Genomic DNA, 15366 nt, shown 5'->3' with positions numbered 1-15366 from the left:
CCTAGAGAATAATCCTAGCTTTGAAGATGATATTATTAGCATTGTGCAAGATATTACTAAAAGTGTAGATGCAAAGTATTCTAATGCATCAGGTTATACGGATTCTGCAATAAAAACAAGTTTAGAGATTAGTGTGTAGGGGGCATCACTTAAATATCAAATAAATCTTGATCTTGCTTGCTTGCTTCTAAAAGCGAGCTAAGATGCAAAATCTTACAAGAATTTTCTAAAAGTGCCAGCATTTTAGATAGCACCTGCAAATCCCTATGATACACATAAACGCCATATCCACGAATCACCATAATCTTTTTATCACTCTCTTTAAAATAACGATTTATCTCAATATCCGCCCTTTCATACCAATTATAAAAATCCTTTGGATCATACACATCTAAAGTGCCAAGCATTTTATAGCCAAAATAGTCTTTAGGTATGATTTTTCTATGCGTTAGCGTATAAGAAGCAGTAAAGGGGGGCATACCATAGGCAATATATTTTGCATTAGGAATATTTTGGTAAATGAGTGAATGGATAAAAGCATCAATGCTTGCCTCTTTCCAACGATAATCCTGCTTATGATAAAGCACAATTAAAGAATCCTGATTTAAATCATCAAAAATCGCATCTTTTTTGTTGATGAGAAAATGCCCCTCTTCAAGCTTTGTTGAAAGAGAGCCGTGAAAGATTCCAAAGAAATTTTTACGAAACATTGATAGCGAAATGGTTTTTAGATTCTTCAAAATCTCTCCATCAATACTATAATCCATACTTCCCCCCTAAAATAACCTATTAACTTGCGCGATAAAATCTAGCGGATCTACCTGCACGCCACGCACTAAAATCCCAAAATGCAAATGCGGACCACTCACACGCCCTGTTGCTCCACTAAGCGCAATCAAAGCCCCTTTTTCAACAATATCACCAACTTTAACCTTAATTGCACTGCAATGGTAATACATACTAAACACACCTTCCCCGTGGTCTAACACCACAGAACCCCCAGCTAAAAAACGCTCCTTTGCAATCACAACCCTCCCACGATTGCTAGCAAAAATCTCTGTCCCAACAGCCGCTCTAAAATCTGTGCCACTATGATAGCTCTTAATCTCCCCATTAAACACACGCGCATTGCCATATGAGCTTGTAATTTTACTTTGCATTGGAAGCATAAAGGCAGAATCCCAAAGGCGTTTTTGGCTGTAATTGCTATAAATTGCATTTGCCTCCTGTCGCTCTTTATGAATGCGCTCTTGGTTTTTAGGGCTTGGCTTTGCTTTATCGTTGCTTACTTGAATGCTCTCTTTTTTATAATCTCCCTGCACAATCTGAACTTCCACACCATTTTCTAATGCCACAACACTAGGCTTTGAATGATAAGGAATCGCTAAAATTGCGATTTTTCGCTCTAAATTGCTAGGATGTGGAATCCAAGGATAAGTTTTTTTGTCAATCACAATGGGTTTGGGATTCTGCATTGTTGTGCTTAAAATTATAGTTTTTCCATTTTCAACAATAAATTCTGCACTCTTTTCTATCACTTGTTTTGCGCTTTTAAGTGTTTCTACACTTTTTATTTGCGCAAAAGTTGGCGAACACACAATCACAAGTGCGATTCCGATTCCAACTAAATGTCTTCCAAGCATTTTAAGCACTCCTTAAACTTAAATTTTAAAGTTTTGTAGCATAACGCAGTTTTACTTACAAAACAAAAAATCACAGCAAACACCACAAAAAAACCCTGTATTTTTCAAAATTGAATCTTAATTTTTAAGAAAGTTTAGCTTATTTTATTAATTAAACTTGACAATATAAGACTAAAGTTATATAATTTTGCTTGAAATTTGAAAGAATAATTGCTAAAATTTACTTTTAAGTTGTCAATTCACTAAAAAAGGAGCAGCATTGCAAGACAATCAACACAATGAACAATCGCAACAACAAGACAATGCACAAGAAAATTTGCAAGACACCAAAAACCCTAAACAAACTGCACAAGATTGCAACAACACAGCAGAAGATTCCACAACTGAAGCCTTGCAAGCACAAATTGCGGAATTAAAAGAACAATATGTGCGTGCTTATGCGGATTTTGAAAACACAAAGAAGCGTTTAGAGCGCGATAAAGACCAAGCCTTAGAATACGCTTATGAAAAAATTGCAAAGGATTTATTGCCTAGCATTGACACGCTAGAGATTGCGCTAAAGAGCATTCAAGATTCTAAAACTGATAATGCTACACAAGGCACAATCTTTAGCAAGATTGAAGAAGGAATCGCATTAACGCTAGAAAATCTACTAAAATCTCTTGCAAAACACGGGATTGAACCAATCTCAACTGATGGTGCATTTGACCCAAATTTTCACGATGCCATTATGCAAGTTGAAAGTGAAAAGCATAATGCAGGGGATATTGTTGCAGTGATGCAAAAAGGCTATCAATATAAAGAAAGAGTTTTGCGACCCTCAATGGTTAGCATTGCAAAATAATTAAATTTTAAAAGGACACACAATGGGAAAAGTATTAGGAATTGACTTAGGAACAACAAACTCAGCAATGGCGGTATTTGAAGGTAATGAAGCAAAAATCATTGCCAATAAAGAAGGCAAAAACACCACACCTTCTATCGTAGCTTTTACAGATAAGGGCGAAATTCTAGTAGGCGATCCGGCTAAAAGACAGGCTATCACAAACCCAGAAAAAACGATTTATTCCATTAAAAGAATTATGGGACTAATGTTTAATGAAGACAAAGCCCAAGAAGCCAAAAAAAGACTGCCTTATAAAGTAGTAGATAGAAACGGGGCGTGTGCGATTGAAATTGCAGGGAAAATTTATACTCCACAAGAAATTTCAGCAAAAATCTTAATGAAGCTAAAAGCTGATGCAGAAAGCTATCTAGGCGAAGAAGTTACAGAAGCAGTTATCACAGTGCCAGCATATTTTAACGATGCGCAAAGAAAAGCAACAAAAGAAGCAGGCACAATCGCAGGACTTAATGTGCTTAGAATCATTAACGAACCAACTTCTGCCGCCCTTGCGTATGGATTGGATAAAAAACAATCTGAAAATATCGTAGTTTATGATTTAGGGGGTGGAACATTTGATATTACTGTACTAGAAACTGGCGATAATGTTGTAGAAGTTAAGGCAACAGGCGGTGATGCGTTTTTAGGGGGAGATGATTTTGATAATGCGATTATTGATTGGTTAGTTAGTGAGTTTGAAAGCGAACAAGGCATAAATCTTAAAAACGATGTGATGGCACTCCAAAGACTAAAAGAAGCAGCAGAAAATGCGAAAAAAGAGCTAAGTAGCGCGCAAGAAACTGAAATCAACTTGCCCTTTATCACAATGACACAAGCAGGACCACAGCACTTGGTTAAAAAGCTCACAAGAGCGAAGTTTGAAGGTTTGATTGAGCAATACATCAACCAAACCATTGATAAAATTGGAAGCGTGATTAAAGATGCAGATTTAAACAAAGATGAAATCAATGAAGTTGTGATGGTAGGTGGCTCTACAAGAATCCCAAAGGTGCAAGAGCGCGTTAAGGAATTTATCGGCAAAGAGCTGAATAAATCCGTAAATCCTGATGAAGTTGTAGCCGTTGGTGCAGCAATCCAAGGGGGCGTGTTAAAGGGTGATGTCAAAGATGTGCTTTTGCTTGATGTTACACCACTCTCACTAGGGATTGAAACGCTAGGCGGCGTGATGACTAGGATTATTGAGCGTGGAACTACGATTCCAACAAAGAAAAATCAAGTTTTCTCCACAGCTGAAGATAATCAACCTGCAGTTACCATCCAAGTTTTACAAGGTGAAAGAGAGCTAGCAAGGGATAATAAAGTGCTAGGAAACTTTGAATTAAGCGGAATCCCAGCAGCTCCAAGGGGCGTGCCACAAATTGAAGTAACCTTTGATATTGACGCAAATGGAATCCTAACTGTTAGCGCAAAAGACAAAGCAACAGGCAAAGCCCAAGAGATTAAAATCACAGGCTCTAGCGGGCTTTCTGATTCTGAAATTGAAAAAATGGTTAAAGATGCGGAGCTAAATAAGGAAGAAGATAAAAAGAAAAAAGAAGTCATAGAAATGCGCAACCAAGCAGAGAGCCTAGTGAATCAAACCCAAAAAAGCTTAAATGAAATGAAAGATAAAATTGATGCAAGTGAATCTGAAAAAATCCAAAATGCAATCAATGCGTTGCAAGAAACTTTGAAAAATGAAAACGCAAGCAAAGAAGAAATTGACGCAAAGGTAAAAGAGCTCACAGAAGCAAGCCATAAGCTTGCTGAAGCAATGTATAAGAAAGAGGACAAACAAAACCCAAACACACAAGCCAATAACAAAAAAGACGATGATGTCATTGACGCAGAAGTGGAATAGCAGCTTTTTAGAATCCTTTAGGATTCTAAAAGAGGCTTTGCTCCATAATTCTTCTCCAAACATAAATGCTACAATAAAAAGTGCTCAAGCCCCTATATATAGGCTCTTTCACAGAATAGGCACAATAAACTTTTCTACATTAATGTAACTTTTTGTAATCCCTAAATAATTTTTCATAAACCCTCAATTTGTTTTATTGCTAAAACAATATTTTTTGATATAGAATTTATCAAGTCCTTAATTGGACTTATAACTATCGTGAAAGCGAGGTAGAAAAATGAGTAAATATGAGACCATAAGCAATGTGTTTAAATCGCAGTATGAAAACTTTATCGGCGGCAAATGGGTTGCTCCTGTAAAGGGTGCATATAGCGATAACAAAAGCCCCATAAATGGGAATACACTTTGTAAAGTGCCATTATCTAGCGAAGAAGACATTGAGCTAGCGTTAGATGCGGCGCATAAAGCTAGGCAAAAATGGGGTGAGACAAGTCCGGCGGAGCGATCTAATATTTTGCTAAAAATCGCTGATAGGATTGAGGCAAATTTAGAGAAAATCGCCTATGCAGAGACTTGGGATAATGGCAAGGCTATTAGAGAAACGCTAAACGCCGATATTCCCTTAGCAGTGGATCACTTCCGCTATTTTGCAGGGTGTATTAGAGCGCAAGAGGGAAGCATTTGTGAGATTGATAATGACACAGTTGCTTACCATTTTCACGAGCCTTTGGGTGTTGTAGGGCAGATTATCCCTTGGAATTTCCCTATTTTGATGGCAGCGTGGAAGCTAGCTCCAGCCTTAGCAGCAGGAAATTGTGTCGTGCTAAAGCCAGCAAGCCCTACACCAGCGAGCATTTTAGTGCTTTTTGATGTGATTGCAGACTTACTACCTGAAGGGGTTGTAAATATCGTCAATGGAAGCGGCGGTAAGATTGGAAAAGCCTTAGCCACTAATCCACGCATCGCAAAAGTTGCATTTACAGGCTCCACAGGTGTTGGGCGACAGATTATGCAGTTTGCCACAGAAAACATTATCCCTTGCACATTGGAGCTTGGTGGTAAATCGCCAAATATTTTCTTTGAAGATGTGTTTGAGTATGAAGATGAATATTTGGATAAAGCGGTTGAAGGCTTGGTGCTATTTGCCTTTAATCAAGGAGAAGTTTGCACTTGCCCAAGTAGAGCCTTAATCCACGAAAAGATTTATGACAAATTTATGGAAAAGGTCTTAAAACGCGTGGAAGCCATAAAAATAGGCAATCCTTTGCACGCTGATACGATGATGGGTGCGCAAGTTGATGAAAATCAAGTCAAAACAATCCTTAGCTATATTGAAGCAGGGAAGCAAGAAGGTGCGCAGTGTCTTATCGGAGGTGAACGGAATAACCTAGGAGGCGAGCTAGCAAATGGCTGCTACATTAAGCCTACAATCTTTAAAGGACACAACAAGATGAAAATCTTCCAAGAAGAGATTTTTGGTCCTGTGCTTGCGGTAACAAGCTTTAAAGATGATCGCGAAGCCTTAGAAATTGCTAATGACACGATTTATGGCTTAGGCAGTGCGGTTTGGACAAGGGATATTAACAGAGCATATCGCTTTGGCAGAGGCATACAAGCAGGGAGAGTATGGACAAATTGCTACCACGCATACCCCGCACACGCAGCCTTTGGTGGATATAAGCAGTCTGGAATCGGTAGAGAGACACATAAGATGATGCTAGAGCATTATCAGCAAACAAAAAATGTGTTAGTGAGCTACTCTATCAACAAACTTGGATTTTTTTAATCCATTACACTTATTTTGAAAGGATATATTATGAGCATCCCAAACACAATGAAAGCAGCGGTTTCTCAAGAATTTGGAAAACCTTTGGTTATAGAAGAAGTTGAAGTCCCACGCCCAAAAGCAGGGGAAGTTCTTGTCAAAATTGAAGCGTGCGGTGTTTGCCACACAGACTTACACGCAGTAGATGGAGATTGGCCCATCAAGCCTAAAGCGAATCTTATCCCGGGTCATGAAGGGATTGGAAAGATTGTTGAGCTAGGCAATGGTGTTACACACCTAAAAATTGGTGATATTGTTGGAATCCCTTGGCTTTATAGCGCGTGCGGACATTGTGAGCATTGCTTTGGTGGTTGGGAAACACTTTGTGAGAGCCAAAAAAATGGTGGATACTCTGTAAATGGTGGTTTTGCAGAATATGCAGTTGCAGATGCTAATTATGTAGGCGTTTGCAATCCTAATCTTAGTCATAAAGAACTCATTGATTTAGCCCCCATACTTTGTGCAGGAGTAACTGTTTATAAAGGGCTCAAAATGACAGAAGCAAAGCCTGGTGAATGGGTAACTATCTCTGGTATTGGTGGGCTTGGACACTTAGCGGTGCAGTATGCAAAGGCTATGGGATTAAGAATTGCCGCAGTTGATGTTGCTGATGACAAGCTTGCACTTGCAAAACGCTATGGTGCTGAAGTTGTAGCAAATGCAAAGACAGAAGATGTTGTTGAAAAAATTAGAAAAGAAACTAAAGGTGGGACACACGGCGTTTTAGTTACAGCGGTTTCACCTAAAGCATTTGAACAAGCAGTTAAAATCGCTAGAAGAGGCGGAACTGTCGCAATGAATGGCTTGCCACCAGGAGAATTTCCACTTGAAATTTTTGGAATGATTCTTAATGGCGTAACCGTGCGTGGATCAATTGTTGGGACAAGACTTGATTTGCAAGAAGCAATTGAGTTTGCACAAACAGGGCGCGTCAAGGCTCATGTCAGTGCAGCTGTGAAGCTTGAAGAAGTCAATGAAGTCTTTGATAAAATGCGAAAAGGACAGATTGAAGGGCGTATGGTTCTTGATATGGGAGCATAATAAATTGCAAATGACAAGCATCAGCCAATTAGTGCTATTTCAAGCATTAATGGCTGTGCGTGCCAATGCAAATACATAAATGCATCTTACCAAAAGGCACATAATAAGGATGGCAATGGAACTCATAATTGATGACAAAGCGCAAGATTTAATAGATACATTAAAATCACTATACGGACAAATTCTTTTCTACCAAAGCTTTGGATGCTGCGATGGTTCTATTCCTTTGTGCTATGCTAAAAAAGATTTTACACTAGGCAGCAATGATATCTGTCTAGCTAGTAGCACAAATGGAATAGAGCTATGGACCCATCAAAACCAAGCAGACTTATATAAAGATAAAACATTTCATCTTACGGCAGAAAAAGGCATTGCTAATGAATATTCTTTAGAATATGAACTTGGAATGTGTTTTAAATTTTTATGATACAAACCTTAAGATCTTCTATAACATTGCTTAAGACATCTTTAAAAAGTTTGCGAGATAAAAAATTGTAAAAACAATGTCTTACATAAAGAACATCACACCATAAAAGAATATGCTATAATCATTCCATTTTCAAAAAAGGATTTTTATGTCTAGTGTTCCTGTGATTGATTTATCACTTTTAAAGGGCAGCTCCCAACAAAGAGAACAATTTTTTGAAGATTTACGCTATGCAGCACACACGATAGGTTTTTTCTACTTGGTAGGGCATAATGTAAATTGGAATCTTTGTCAAAAGCTTTTTGCATTAAGTAGGGATTTTTTTACACTTCCCTTAGAAGAAAAATTAAAAATTAGCATTGATAATTCACCACATTTTAGGGGATACACACAAGTTGGCGGAGAATACACGCTAGGCTCAAAAGACTTGCGAGAAGAGCTTGATTTAGGTTTTGAAAGCAAGGCTAGAGATTTAAATTTACCCGCATATATGCGCTTACACGGACCAAACCAATGGTTGCCTTCCCAAAAAGAACTCCAAGCAACCTTTTATGAATGGCAGAAACAAACAACACAAATGGGCTTAACACTTCTAAAGGCTTTTTCTTTAGCTCTTTATAGCAGAGATGATGTCTTTGATGAACTCTTTAAAGAAGACATTTATCAACACATTAAGCTTATCCACTACCCCGGAATCGCAGAAAAGGGAGAGGCATATAGCCAAGCAACACAAGGAGTTGGTGCGCATAAAGACGATGGATTTTTGACGCTTTTAATGATTGATGAAGTGGGAGGACTGCAAGTGCAACTAGATTCTGGAGAATGGATTGATGTCACACATAAAGACAAAGCCTTTGTGATTAATATTGGGGAATTCCTAGAACTTGCCACAAATGGCTACTTAAAAGCAACAATGCACCGTGTAAAATCGCCTATAAAAGGGCAAGATAGAATCTCAATTCCAATGTTTCTAGGGGCGCAATTAGATAAAAAGATTCCAATCTTTAAACTCCCAAAACATCTACAAAAAGAAATGCGCGGTATTGAAAATGACCCCACAAATCCACTTATCCCAGAAATTGGCTGGAATTATCTAAAACATAGACTCCGCTCCCATAAAGAAGTGGCAAAGAAATTTTATAGCGACATCTACAACCCACAAAACCCAGCAAATCCCATTAAATCATCTTGCAAATAAGATTCCAACACCTAAGCGCTCAATTGCGCGGTTATAATCTGTTAAGCTCTCCCCATATCCGTTAAAATACTGCACATATAAATAAAGATTCTTATAAATAGGATAGGAATAATCCAGCATAAATGCCCCTCTATTATTTAATCTTAAGTTGTTACGCAAAACAAGCGTCAAAAGATGCTTATCTATTGCATAGCCTAAATTCAACTCTCCATATCCCATATAATCTAAAATGTCTGGATTATCATCTTTTTTAGCATTTTCTTTTATACGGTACCAAGCTTTAAGCCCCAAAGCAAAATTTTCATACCCATACACTCCTTCTACAAACAAACGCTCCCAACTCCTTGATTTTAGCAAATCCCCTCCATTGCTTTGATGCACATAACCAAAATTCACACGGTCAAAAAACGCATTGTATCCTTCCAAAGGATAACTAAAAAACAAGGCTGGTTCGTAATTGCTCTCCCTAAAAGGGCGTGAATTTTTATGGTCATAGATTTGCCAAAGACTCTGTTGCGTGTAAGCAAAATAAAAATCTAAATCTTTGAAGAATAAATTATTAATAAGCAATTTCTTAATACTAATTTGAAACTTCGCCTCTGTGCGCTTTGCCTGCCCTTGCTCTTTGTTTAAACTCAAGCTTGCAGGCAAAAAATAATTAAACTTATAAGGTTCAAATCCTAAAAAATCGCCAAAAAAACGATTCCGCTCAAAATGTGCTTCATAACGGCTAATATCCCCCTCAAAGCTCGCATTTTCTACCCCTTCCTGCAATGTTGTGGCAGATTCTTTTTGCATCTGCTTAGATTCCACTTCTACAAACTCCTTTAAATACTTGGAATCCTTTGCTAAAGGCGCAGTTTTTGGATTTTCTATAAAAGTTATAAAAAGCGCATCAGAATCCTGTAAATCTAACCTCAACTCCTTTTGCCCTTTTTGCACACTAATAACCCGTAAAATCTCCATTTGCTCATCTAAAATTAAAACCTTAGCACGCTCATCATCGTTAAAATCTAACTTCTCATAAAGCCTTTCTTTAAGCACATCACAATACACAAACAAAGGCAGGCATAACATACCTAAAATTCTAAACCACATTGATTTAATTACCCTTTTTTAATATCTGTTCCCATAAATACGCGCTTTTACAAATCACTTCTAAATCATTGTATTTTGGATTCCAACTTGTGTGCGTTAGAATCCTTTGGTTATCGCTTACAAGCACACTAGGATCGCCCTCCCTTCTTGGTGCGGATTCTACGATAAAATCCTTGCCACTTATCTTTTTTACACAATCAATCACTTCCTTTACGCTAAAGCCCTTGCCATAGCCTACATTATAAGTTTCGCTTTTTTCTGTATCCATCAACGCTTTTAAAGCCCAAAAATGTGCACTTGCTAAATCATCAATGTGGATATAATCCCTAATGCAAGTGCCATCACTTGTTGGATAATCCTCCCCAAAAATCTGCATTTTAGGACGCTTACCACAGGCACACTCACACGCAACCTTAATCAAATGCGTTGCATTTTTTGCCCTTTGCCCCAATACTCCTTCTTTATCCATTAACGCGCCTGCTACATTAAAATAGCGCAAAATCACGCTTTTAAAACTAGGATTTGCCGCTTCTAATGCGCGCAACATCTTTTCAATCATCAATTTAGACTCCCCATAAGGATTAATGGGGGCTTTTAGCGTGGATTCTACAATGTTTTCTTTGCTCTTAGGCTCTCCATAAACCGCCGCAGTTGAACTCAATAAAAAGCGATTAACCTGAAATTCTTGCGCCACTTCTAGCAAATTTATCGTATTTGCAACATTGTTTTTAAAATACATTAGCGGTTTTTGCACAGATTCTTGCACAATCAAGCTCGCTGCAAAATGCAAAATCGCACAAATATTGGAATCCAAAAATGCTTCTCTTAAAGCTTTAGCATCGCTTAAATCTCCTTGTATAAACTCCACACGCCCCTTAAATGTGTGCTGTAAAAACTCTATGTTTTCTAAAAAACCAGTGGATAAATTATCAAAAATCACAATCTTACAATCGCTATTTTTTAAAAAATAATACGCCGTGTGTGCGCCAATATACCCACCCGCCCCTGTAAACAAAAAGGTTTGCATCTCTAAATCCTTCCACGCTTTATGCGCAAATTTTAACATAATTTAGCACATTTACCATTCTTTTACACATTTTATGCAACAATCCCACGATGAATTTGTTAGGAGAAAAGAATGTGCGGAATCGTAGGCTACATCGGTAATAACGAGAAAAAATCCCTTTTGTTAAACGGCTTAAAAGAGCTAGAATATCGCGGCTATGATTCTGCAGGGATTTCTGTTTTAGAAAATGGGGAGCTACACACTTTTAAAGCCGTAGGAAAGCTTAAGAATTTAGAGCATAAATGCGAAGGATTTGAATCTAGTGGCTTTGGTTTAGGCATTGGACACACGCGCTGGGCTACGCACGGGAAACCCACAGAGATTAACGCACATCCACATATTGGGCATTATAGCAATGTTGTGCATAATGGAATCATTGAAAATTACCAAAGCATTAAGGAATCCTTACAAAAGCAAGGCTGTGTGTTTTATTCCCAAACAGACACTGAAGTCATTGTGCATCTTTTTGAATCCTATATGGCACAGACAAATGATTCCTTTAGCGCATTTAAAAAGACCATAGCAGACTTAAAAGGTGCGTATGCGATTCTACTTATCACACAAAAATCCCCCAATACAATTTACTATGCAAAAAACGGCTCTCCTTTAATCATTGGCAAAAGCGCAGATGCAAAAGGAATCTTTTTTGCATCCTCTGATGCACCATTAATTGGACTTGCAAGCGAAGTGTGCTACCTAGAAGATAATGCAATTGGTAAAATGGACTTAGAGAGTTTTAATCAACTAAGCAACATTAAGCCCCTAAAAGGCGATAAACTCTCTGCGCAAAAAGAAGGCTTCACTTTCTTTATGGAAAAAGAAATTTATGAACAACACAAAGTTTTACTAGAAACAATGATGGGAAGAGTTAGTGAAGAAGGATTTACTCTTTGCGAGTTAGAATCGCTAAATTTAGATTCCTTTAATTCCATTACACTTTGTGCTTGTGGGACAAGCTACCACGCAAGCCTTGCTGGAAGCTACTTGTTAGAGCGCATTGCAAAATTAAAAACAAAGGTAGAAATTGCAAGTGAATTCCGCTACAAAGAACCAATTTTACACAACAACGAACTTTTTATTGTGATTTCTCAAAGTGGAGAAACCGCCGATACACTTGAAGCCTTAAAACTTGCAAAACAAAAAGGAATCACCACACTTGGAATCTGTAATGTTGATAATAGCTCTATTGTTAGAGAGAGTGATTATTCCTTGCTTACACGCGCTGGGATTGAAAAAGGTGTCGCAAGCACAAAAGCCTTTGCCACGCAAGTAATGCTACTTTGGATTTTAGCAAACTTTTTAGCGCAAAAACGCGGAATCTTAAATAAAGATTCCATTAAAAGTGAAGCAAACACAATGTTTCAAGCAAGCAAGGCTACACAAGTGGATAAAAAACTCCACGAACGCATTAAACGCTTATCACGCCGCTACTTGCACGGACACGGATTTTTCTTTATTGGGCGCGATATTTTCTATCCTTTAGCACTAGAGGGAGCATTAAAGCTCAAAGAAATTAGCTATTTACACGCAGAAGGCTACCCTGGCGGAGAGATGAAGCACGGACCTATTGCGCTAGCAGATTTAGGACTATTTTGCGTTGCGCTGATGCCACAAAATCTACTCTATGATAAGATTAAAAGCAATGTAGAAGAATTAAGCGCGCGCGATGCAATGATTTGTGCATTAAGTGCAGAATATTACGAAGGCTGTGATGATTGGATTAAGATTCCACATTATTCCCATTATATGATAGAGTTTTTTGCAATGATGGTAGTTTTGCAAATCTTTGCCCTTGAAGTTGCCCTGCATTTAGGCAATGATGTGGATATGCCAAGAAACTTGGCAAAAAGCGTAACGGTGGAATGATAAGGCAAATTATTGAAAGACTCACTCATACTTAAATATCACATAGGAGATTAAGCTACAATGTTTTCTCTCTCATCTCGCCGCTATACAGGAGCTAAAACAAAGCTTTTAGATTCTATTGATACAAGCATTTTAAAAAGCTTTGATTATAGAGAAAAAGACAATATTAGCTTTTTTGATGTGTTTGGTGGCACAGGGGTTGTGAGTGAGTATTTTGCTAAAAAGAAAGAGTTTAATAGTATTATCATCAATGACTTTTTACACTCAAATTTCATCATTTATCAAGGCTTTTTTACACAAGATTCCTTTGACTCTAAAAAGCTAGAATCTTTTAAAAAAGAATTTGCAAAGCTAAAGCCTAAAGATATAAAAGAAAATTACTATTCAAAGCATTTTGGCGATAAGTTTTTCAGTAAAAATGATAGCAAAATAATAGGCTATGTGCGTGATAGACTAGATTATCTTTTAGACCAAAAAGCTATCAATGAAAAAGAGTTTTTTATCCTTTTAAGCTCTTTGCTTTATAGTGTGGATAGGGTGGCAAACACGGTGGGGCATTATGATGCTTACCGCAAAAATGTTATCTTACAAGATAGATTTAGTTATGAGCTAATAAGCCCTTTAAAGCTTGAAAAAAGCATTGAGATTTATAAGGAAGATTCTAATGTGTTAGCAGCAAATCTAGCAAAGCAAAAAAGGCAAATTGACATAGCCTTTATAGATCCACCTTATAATTCTAGGCAATATAGTAGATTCTATCATTTGCTTGAAAATCTAGCATTAAATAAAAAGCCAGAGTTATATGGCGTAGCCCTAAAACCAAAGCCTACAAATCTAAGCAAATATTGCAAGGTAGAGGCTAGAGAAGCTTTTAAAGACTTGATAGAATCTTTAGCAAAGATATGCAAAGTTTTGGTGGTTACTTATAATAATACTTATGGTGCAAATGCTAGAAGTAACGCAAGGCTAAGTGATAGGGAGATTATGGATATTTTAGAATCTAGAGGTAAAACGCAATTATTTGAATATGATTTTAAGCCCTTTACGAGTGGAAAGGGTAAGTTAGTTAATCACAAAGAGAGAATTTTTATATGTCTTACACAACGCTAAAGAAGCGATTTATCGCTAGTCCGCTTAACTATGTCGGCGGTAAATATAGGCTTTTGACGCAACTATTCCTGCTTTTTCCTAAAGATATAAACATTGCTTTAGATTTATTTTGTGGTGGGGCAAATGTGGGCATAAATATGAGTGCTAGAGAAATTATCCTTAATGATTCTTTGAGTGAATTAACAAAACTTTATCAAAATTTACAGCAAAAAAACCCACAAATAATTTTTAATACAATTTACAATATTATTGATGAATTTAAACTCTCAAATACCGCAAAATATGGCTATGGATTCTATCAATGTGATAGTGCTAAAGGTTTATCAAGCTATAATAAAGAGCATTTTTTAGCCCTAAGAAACCGCTATAACAAAACAAAAAATCCCTTTTACCTATTTGTCTTAATCATTTTTGCCTTTAATAATCAAATTAGATTTAATGCTAAAAGAGAATTTAATCTACCTTGTGGAAAAAGAGATTTTAATCACAATATGCAAGATAAACTAAGGCGTTTTATCGCTAAGCTACAAGATGAAAATATTAAAATTTTTAATAAAGATTTTAGAGACTTTCCTTTAGAAATGCTAGATTCTAAAAGTTTTGTGTATATTGATCCACCTTACTTTTTAGCCACCGCTCCTTATAATGAAAACAAGGCTTGGAGTTTGCAAGATGAGCTAGATTTATTGGAATTTTTAAGAATTTTAGATTCTAAAAATATCCGCTTTGCTTTGTCAAATGCTATTTTTCATAAAGATAGAGAACATCACATCTTAAAAGAATGGCTAGAAAAACACCAAAAATTTAAAGTGCATTATTTAAATTTTCACTATAAAAACTGCAATTATCAAACAAAAAAAGCAGAATCTAACGAAGTGCTAGTTACAAATTACTAAGGGGATAATGATGACTTGTGATTATTTTGGCAATACAAGTTTAAGGGTTAAAAATCTGCTTTATAATTTTGAAAGCCAATTACTTTTATTTGAAGAGCTTTTTCATAATGCAGACGAAGCTGAACTTTGGGCTAATGATTCTAATTTGCAACTACAATATTTAGAACTTTTAGAGCAGCATAACCTTTTAGAATCTAAAAATAAAACCACGCATCTTGGCACAAAGGATGCGAGAGTAAAATCCGCCCCACTAGAAGATTATAATCTCATCAAACGCAAAGATAAGATTATCACAACGCAAGGCTATGAATTATTAAGCCTTATTAAAAATCAAAGTTATAAAATAGATAATGAATTTTTGCAAATTGATTTAATTTCTTTATTTTTTCTCAAAGTTACACTTAATTTTTCAAAAAGTCCTTTTTTATTGCAAAAATATTTAGAAGTTTTTA

Annotated in this window: 14 protein-coding genes; 10 read left to right on the top strand and 4 right to left on the bottom strand. The window is 36.8% G+C overall.

Features of this window, described 5'->3' with window-relative positions:
- Window positions 1-149: 149 nt before the first annotated feature.
- Both MRZ19_RS05955 and MRZ19_RS05950 read right to left on the bottom strand, forming a co-directional pair.
- Window positions 150-767 (bottom strand): class II aldolase and adducin N-terminal domain-containing protein, encoded by a 618-nt coding sequence (locus tag MRZ19_RS05955; RefSeq protein ID WP_291031370.1) that lies wholly within the window; start codon window positions 765-767, stop codon window positions 150-152.
- A gap of 9 nt (window positions 768-776) precedes the next feature.
- Entirely contained in the window at window positions 777-1643 is an 867-nt protein-coding gene (locus MRZ19_RS05950) for a M23 family metallopeptidase (protein WP_291031368.1), read from the bottom strand.
- Between the two features lie 259 nt (window positions 1644-1902).
- Between MRZ19_RS05950 and grpE the strand changes: the two genes are divergently transcribed.
- The 6 genes from grpE to MRZ19_RS05920 all read left to right on the top strand — a co-directional run bounded on the left by grpE (window position 1903) and on the right by MRZ19_RS05920 (window position 8878).
- Window positions 1903-2487, top strand: coding sequence for a nucleotide exchange factor GrpE (grpE, locus tag MRZ19_RS05945; RefSeq protein ID WP_291031366.1), 585 nt, complete (start codon window positions 1903-1905; stop codon window positions 2485-2487).
- A 22-nt stretch (window positions 2488-2509) separates the two neighbouring features.
- The gene (gene dnaK, locus MRZ19_RS05940; RefSeq protein WP_291031364.1) at window positions 2510-4387 is read left to right on the top strand and encodes a molecular chaperone DnaK; all 1878 of its coding nucleotides are present in this window, start codon (window positions 2510-2512) and stop codon (window positions 4385-4387) included.
- A gap of 277 nt (window positions 4388-4664) precedes the next feature.
- Window positions 4665-6173 (top strand): aldehyde dehydrogenase family protein, encoded by a 1509-nt coding sequence (locus MRZ19_RS05935; RefSeq protein ID WP_291031362.1) that lies wholly within the window; start codon window positions 4665-4667, stop codon window positions 6171-6173.
- A gap of 30 nt (window positions 6174-6203) precedes the next feature.
- Entirely contained in the window at window positions 6204-7253 is a 1050-nt protein-coding gene (gene adhP / locus MRZ19_RS05930; protein WP_291031360.1) for an alcohol dehydrogenase AdhP, read from the top strand.
- 115 nt (window positions 7254-7368) lie between these two features.
- Complete coding sequence (locus MRZ19_RS05925; protein ID WP_291031358.1) at window positions 7369-7680, top strand: DUF779 domain-containing protein; 312 nt, start codon at window positions 7369-7371, stop codon at window positions 7678-7680.
- A 148-nt stretch (window positions 7681-7828) separates the two neighbouring features.
- Window positions 7829-8878: a 2-oxoglutarate and iron-dependent oxygenase domain-containing protein gene (locus tag MRZ19_RS05920; RefSeq protein WP_291031356.1), complete on the top strand. Its 1050-nt coding sequence runs from the start codon at window positions 7829-7831 to the stop codon at window positions 8876-8878.
- Here the strand turns inward: MRZ19_RS05920 and MRZ19_RS05915 are convergent.
- Together MRZ19_RS05915 and galE are read right to left on the bottom strand one after the other, a co-directional pair.
- Entirely contained in the window at window positions 8864-9976 is a 1113-nt protein-coding gene (locus MRZ19_RS05915) for a phospholipase A (RefSeq protein ID WP_291031354.1), read from the bottom strand. The genes MRZ19_RS05920 and MRZ19_RS05915 overlap by 15 nt on opposite strands.
- Before the next feature lie 4 nt (window positions 9977-9980).
- Entirely contained in the window at window positions 9981-11003 is a 1023-nt protein-coding gene (gene galE, locus MRZ19_RS05910; RefSeq protein WP_291031352.1) for a UDP-glucose 4-epimerase GalE, read from the bottom strand.
- A gap of 111 nt (window positions 11004-11114) precedes the next feature.
- Here galE and glmS point away from each other — a divergent pair, with 111 nt between their 5' ends.
- The 4 genes from glmS to MRZ19_RS05890 form a co-directional block, all read left to right on the top strand.
- A complete protein-coding gene (gene glmS, locus MRZ19_RS05905; RefSeq protein ID WP_291031350.1) occupies window positions 11115-12908 on the top strand; it encodes a glutamine--fructose-6-phosphate transaminase (isomerizing) in 1794 nt (597 codons plus the stop codon).
- Between the two features lie 60 nt (window positions 12909-12968).
- Entirely contained in the window at window positions 12969-14018 is a 1050-nt protein-coding gene (locus MRZ19_RS05900; RefSeq protein ID WP_291031349.1) for a DNA adenine methylase, read from the top strand.
- Window positions 14000-14914 (top strand): Dam family site-specific DNA-(adenine-N6)-methyltransferase, encoded by a 915-nt coding sequence (locus MRZ19_RS05895; RefSeq protein WP_291031347.1) that lies wholly within the window; start codon window positions 14000-14002, stop codon window positions 14912-14914. The genes MRZ19_RS05900 and MRZ19_RS05895 overlap by 19 nt, the downstream gene beginning before the upstream one ends.
- A gap of 7 nt (window positions 14915-14921) precedes the next feature.
- The coding region (locus MRZ19_RS05890; protein ID WP_291031345.1) for a hypothetical protein at window positions 14922-15366 on the top strand (445 nt) is incomplete at its 3' end.

The sequence above is a fragment of the Helicobacter sp. genome, assembly GCF_022770205.1.
Classification (GTDB): domain Bacteria; phylum Campylobacterota; class Campylobacteria; order Campylobacterales; family Helicobacteraceae; genus Helicobacter_D.
This window is presented reverse-complemented; position numbering and strand designations above follow the sequence as displayed.

Coding starts and splice junctions, on each gene's coding strand:
- dnaK (WP_291031364.1), top strand. CDS start 2,510: ATGGGAAAAGTATTAGGAATTGACTTAGGAACAACAAACTCAGCAATG.
- MRZ19_RS05920 (WP_291031356.1), top strand. CDS start 7,829: ATGTCTAGTGTTCCTGTGATTGATTTATCACTTTTAAAGGGCAGCTCC.
- MRZ19_RS05900 (WP_291031349.1), top strand. CDS start 12,969: ATGTTTTCTCTCTCATCTCGCCGCTATACAGGAGCTAAAACAAAGCTT.
- MRZ19_RS05925 (WP_291031358.1), top strand. CDS start 7,369: ATGGAACTCATAATTGATGACAAAGCGCAAGATTTAATAGATACATTA.
- MRZ19_RS05895 (WP_291031347.1), top strand. CDS start 14,000: ATGTCTTACACAACGCTAAAGAAGCGATTTATCGCTAGTCCGCTTAAC.
- MRZ19_RS05955 (WP_291031370.1), bottom strand. CDS start 767: ATGGATTATAGTATTGATGGAGAGATTTTGAAGAATCTAAAAACCATT.
- MRZ19_RS05950 (WP_291031368.1), bottom strand. CDS start 1,643: ATGCTTGGAAGACATTTAGTTGGAATCGGAATCGCACTTGTGATTGTG.
- MRZ19_RS05935 (WP_291031362.1), top strand. CDS start 4,665: ATGAGTAAATATGAGACCATAAGCAATGTGTTTAAATCGCAGTATGAA.
- galE (WP_291031352.1), bottom strand. CDS start 11,003: ATGCAAACCTTTTTGTTTACAGGGGCGGGTGGGTATATTGGCGCACAC.
- glmS (WP_291031350.1), top strand. CDS start 11,115: ATGTGCGGAATCGTAGGCTACATCGGTAATAACGAGAAAAAATCCCTT.
- adhP (WP_291031360.1), top strand. CDS start 6,204: ATGAGCATCCCAAACACAATGAAAGCAGCGGTTTCTCAAGAATTTGGA.
- MRZ19_RS05915 (WP_291031354.1), bottom strand. CDS start 9,976: ATGTGGTTTAGAATTTTAGGTATGTTATGCCTGCCTTTGTTTGTGTAT.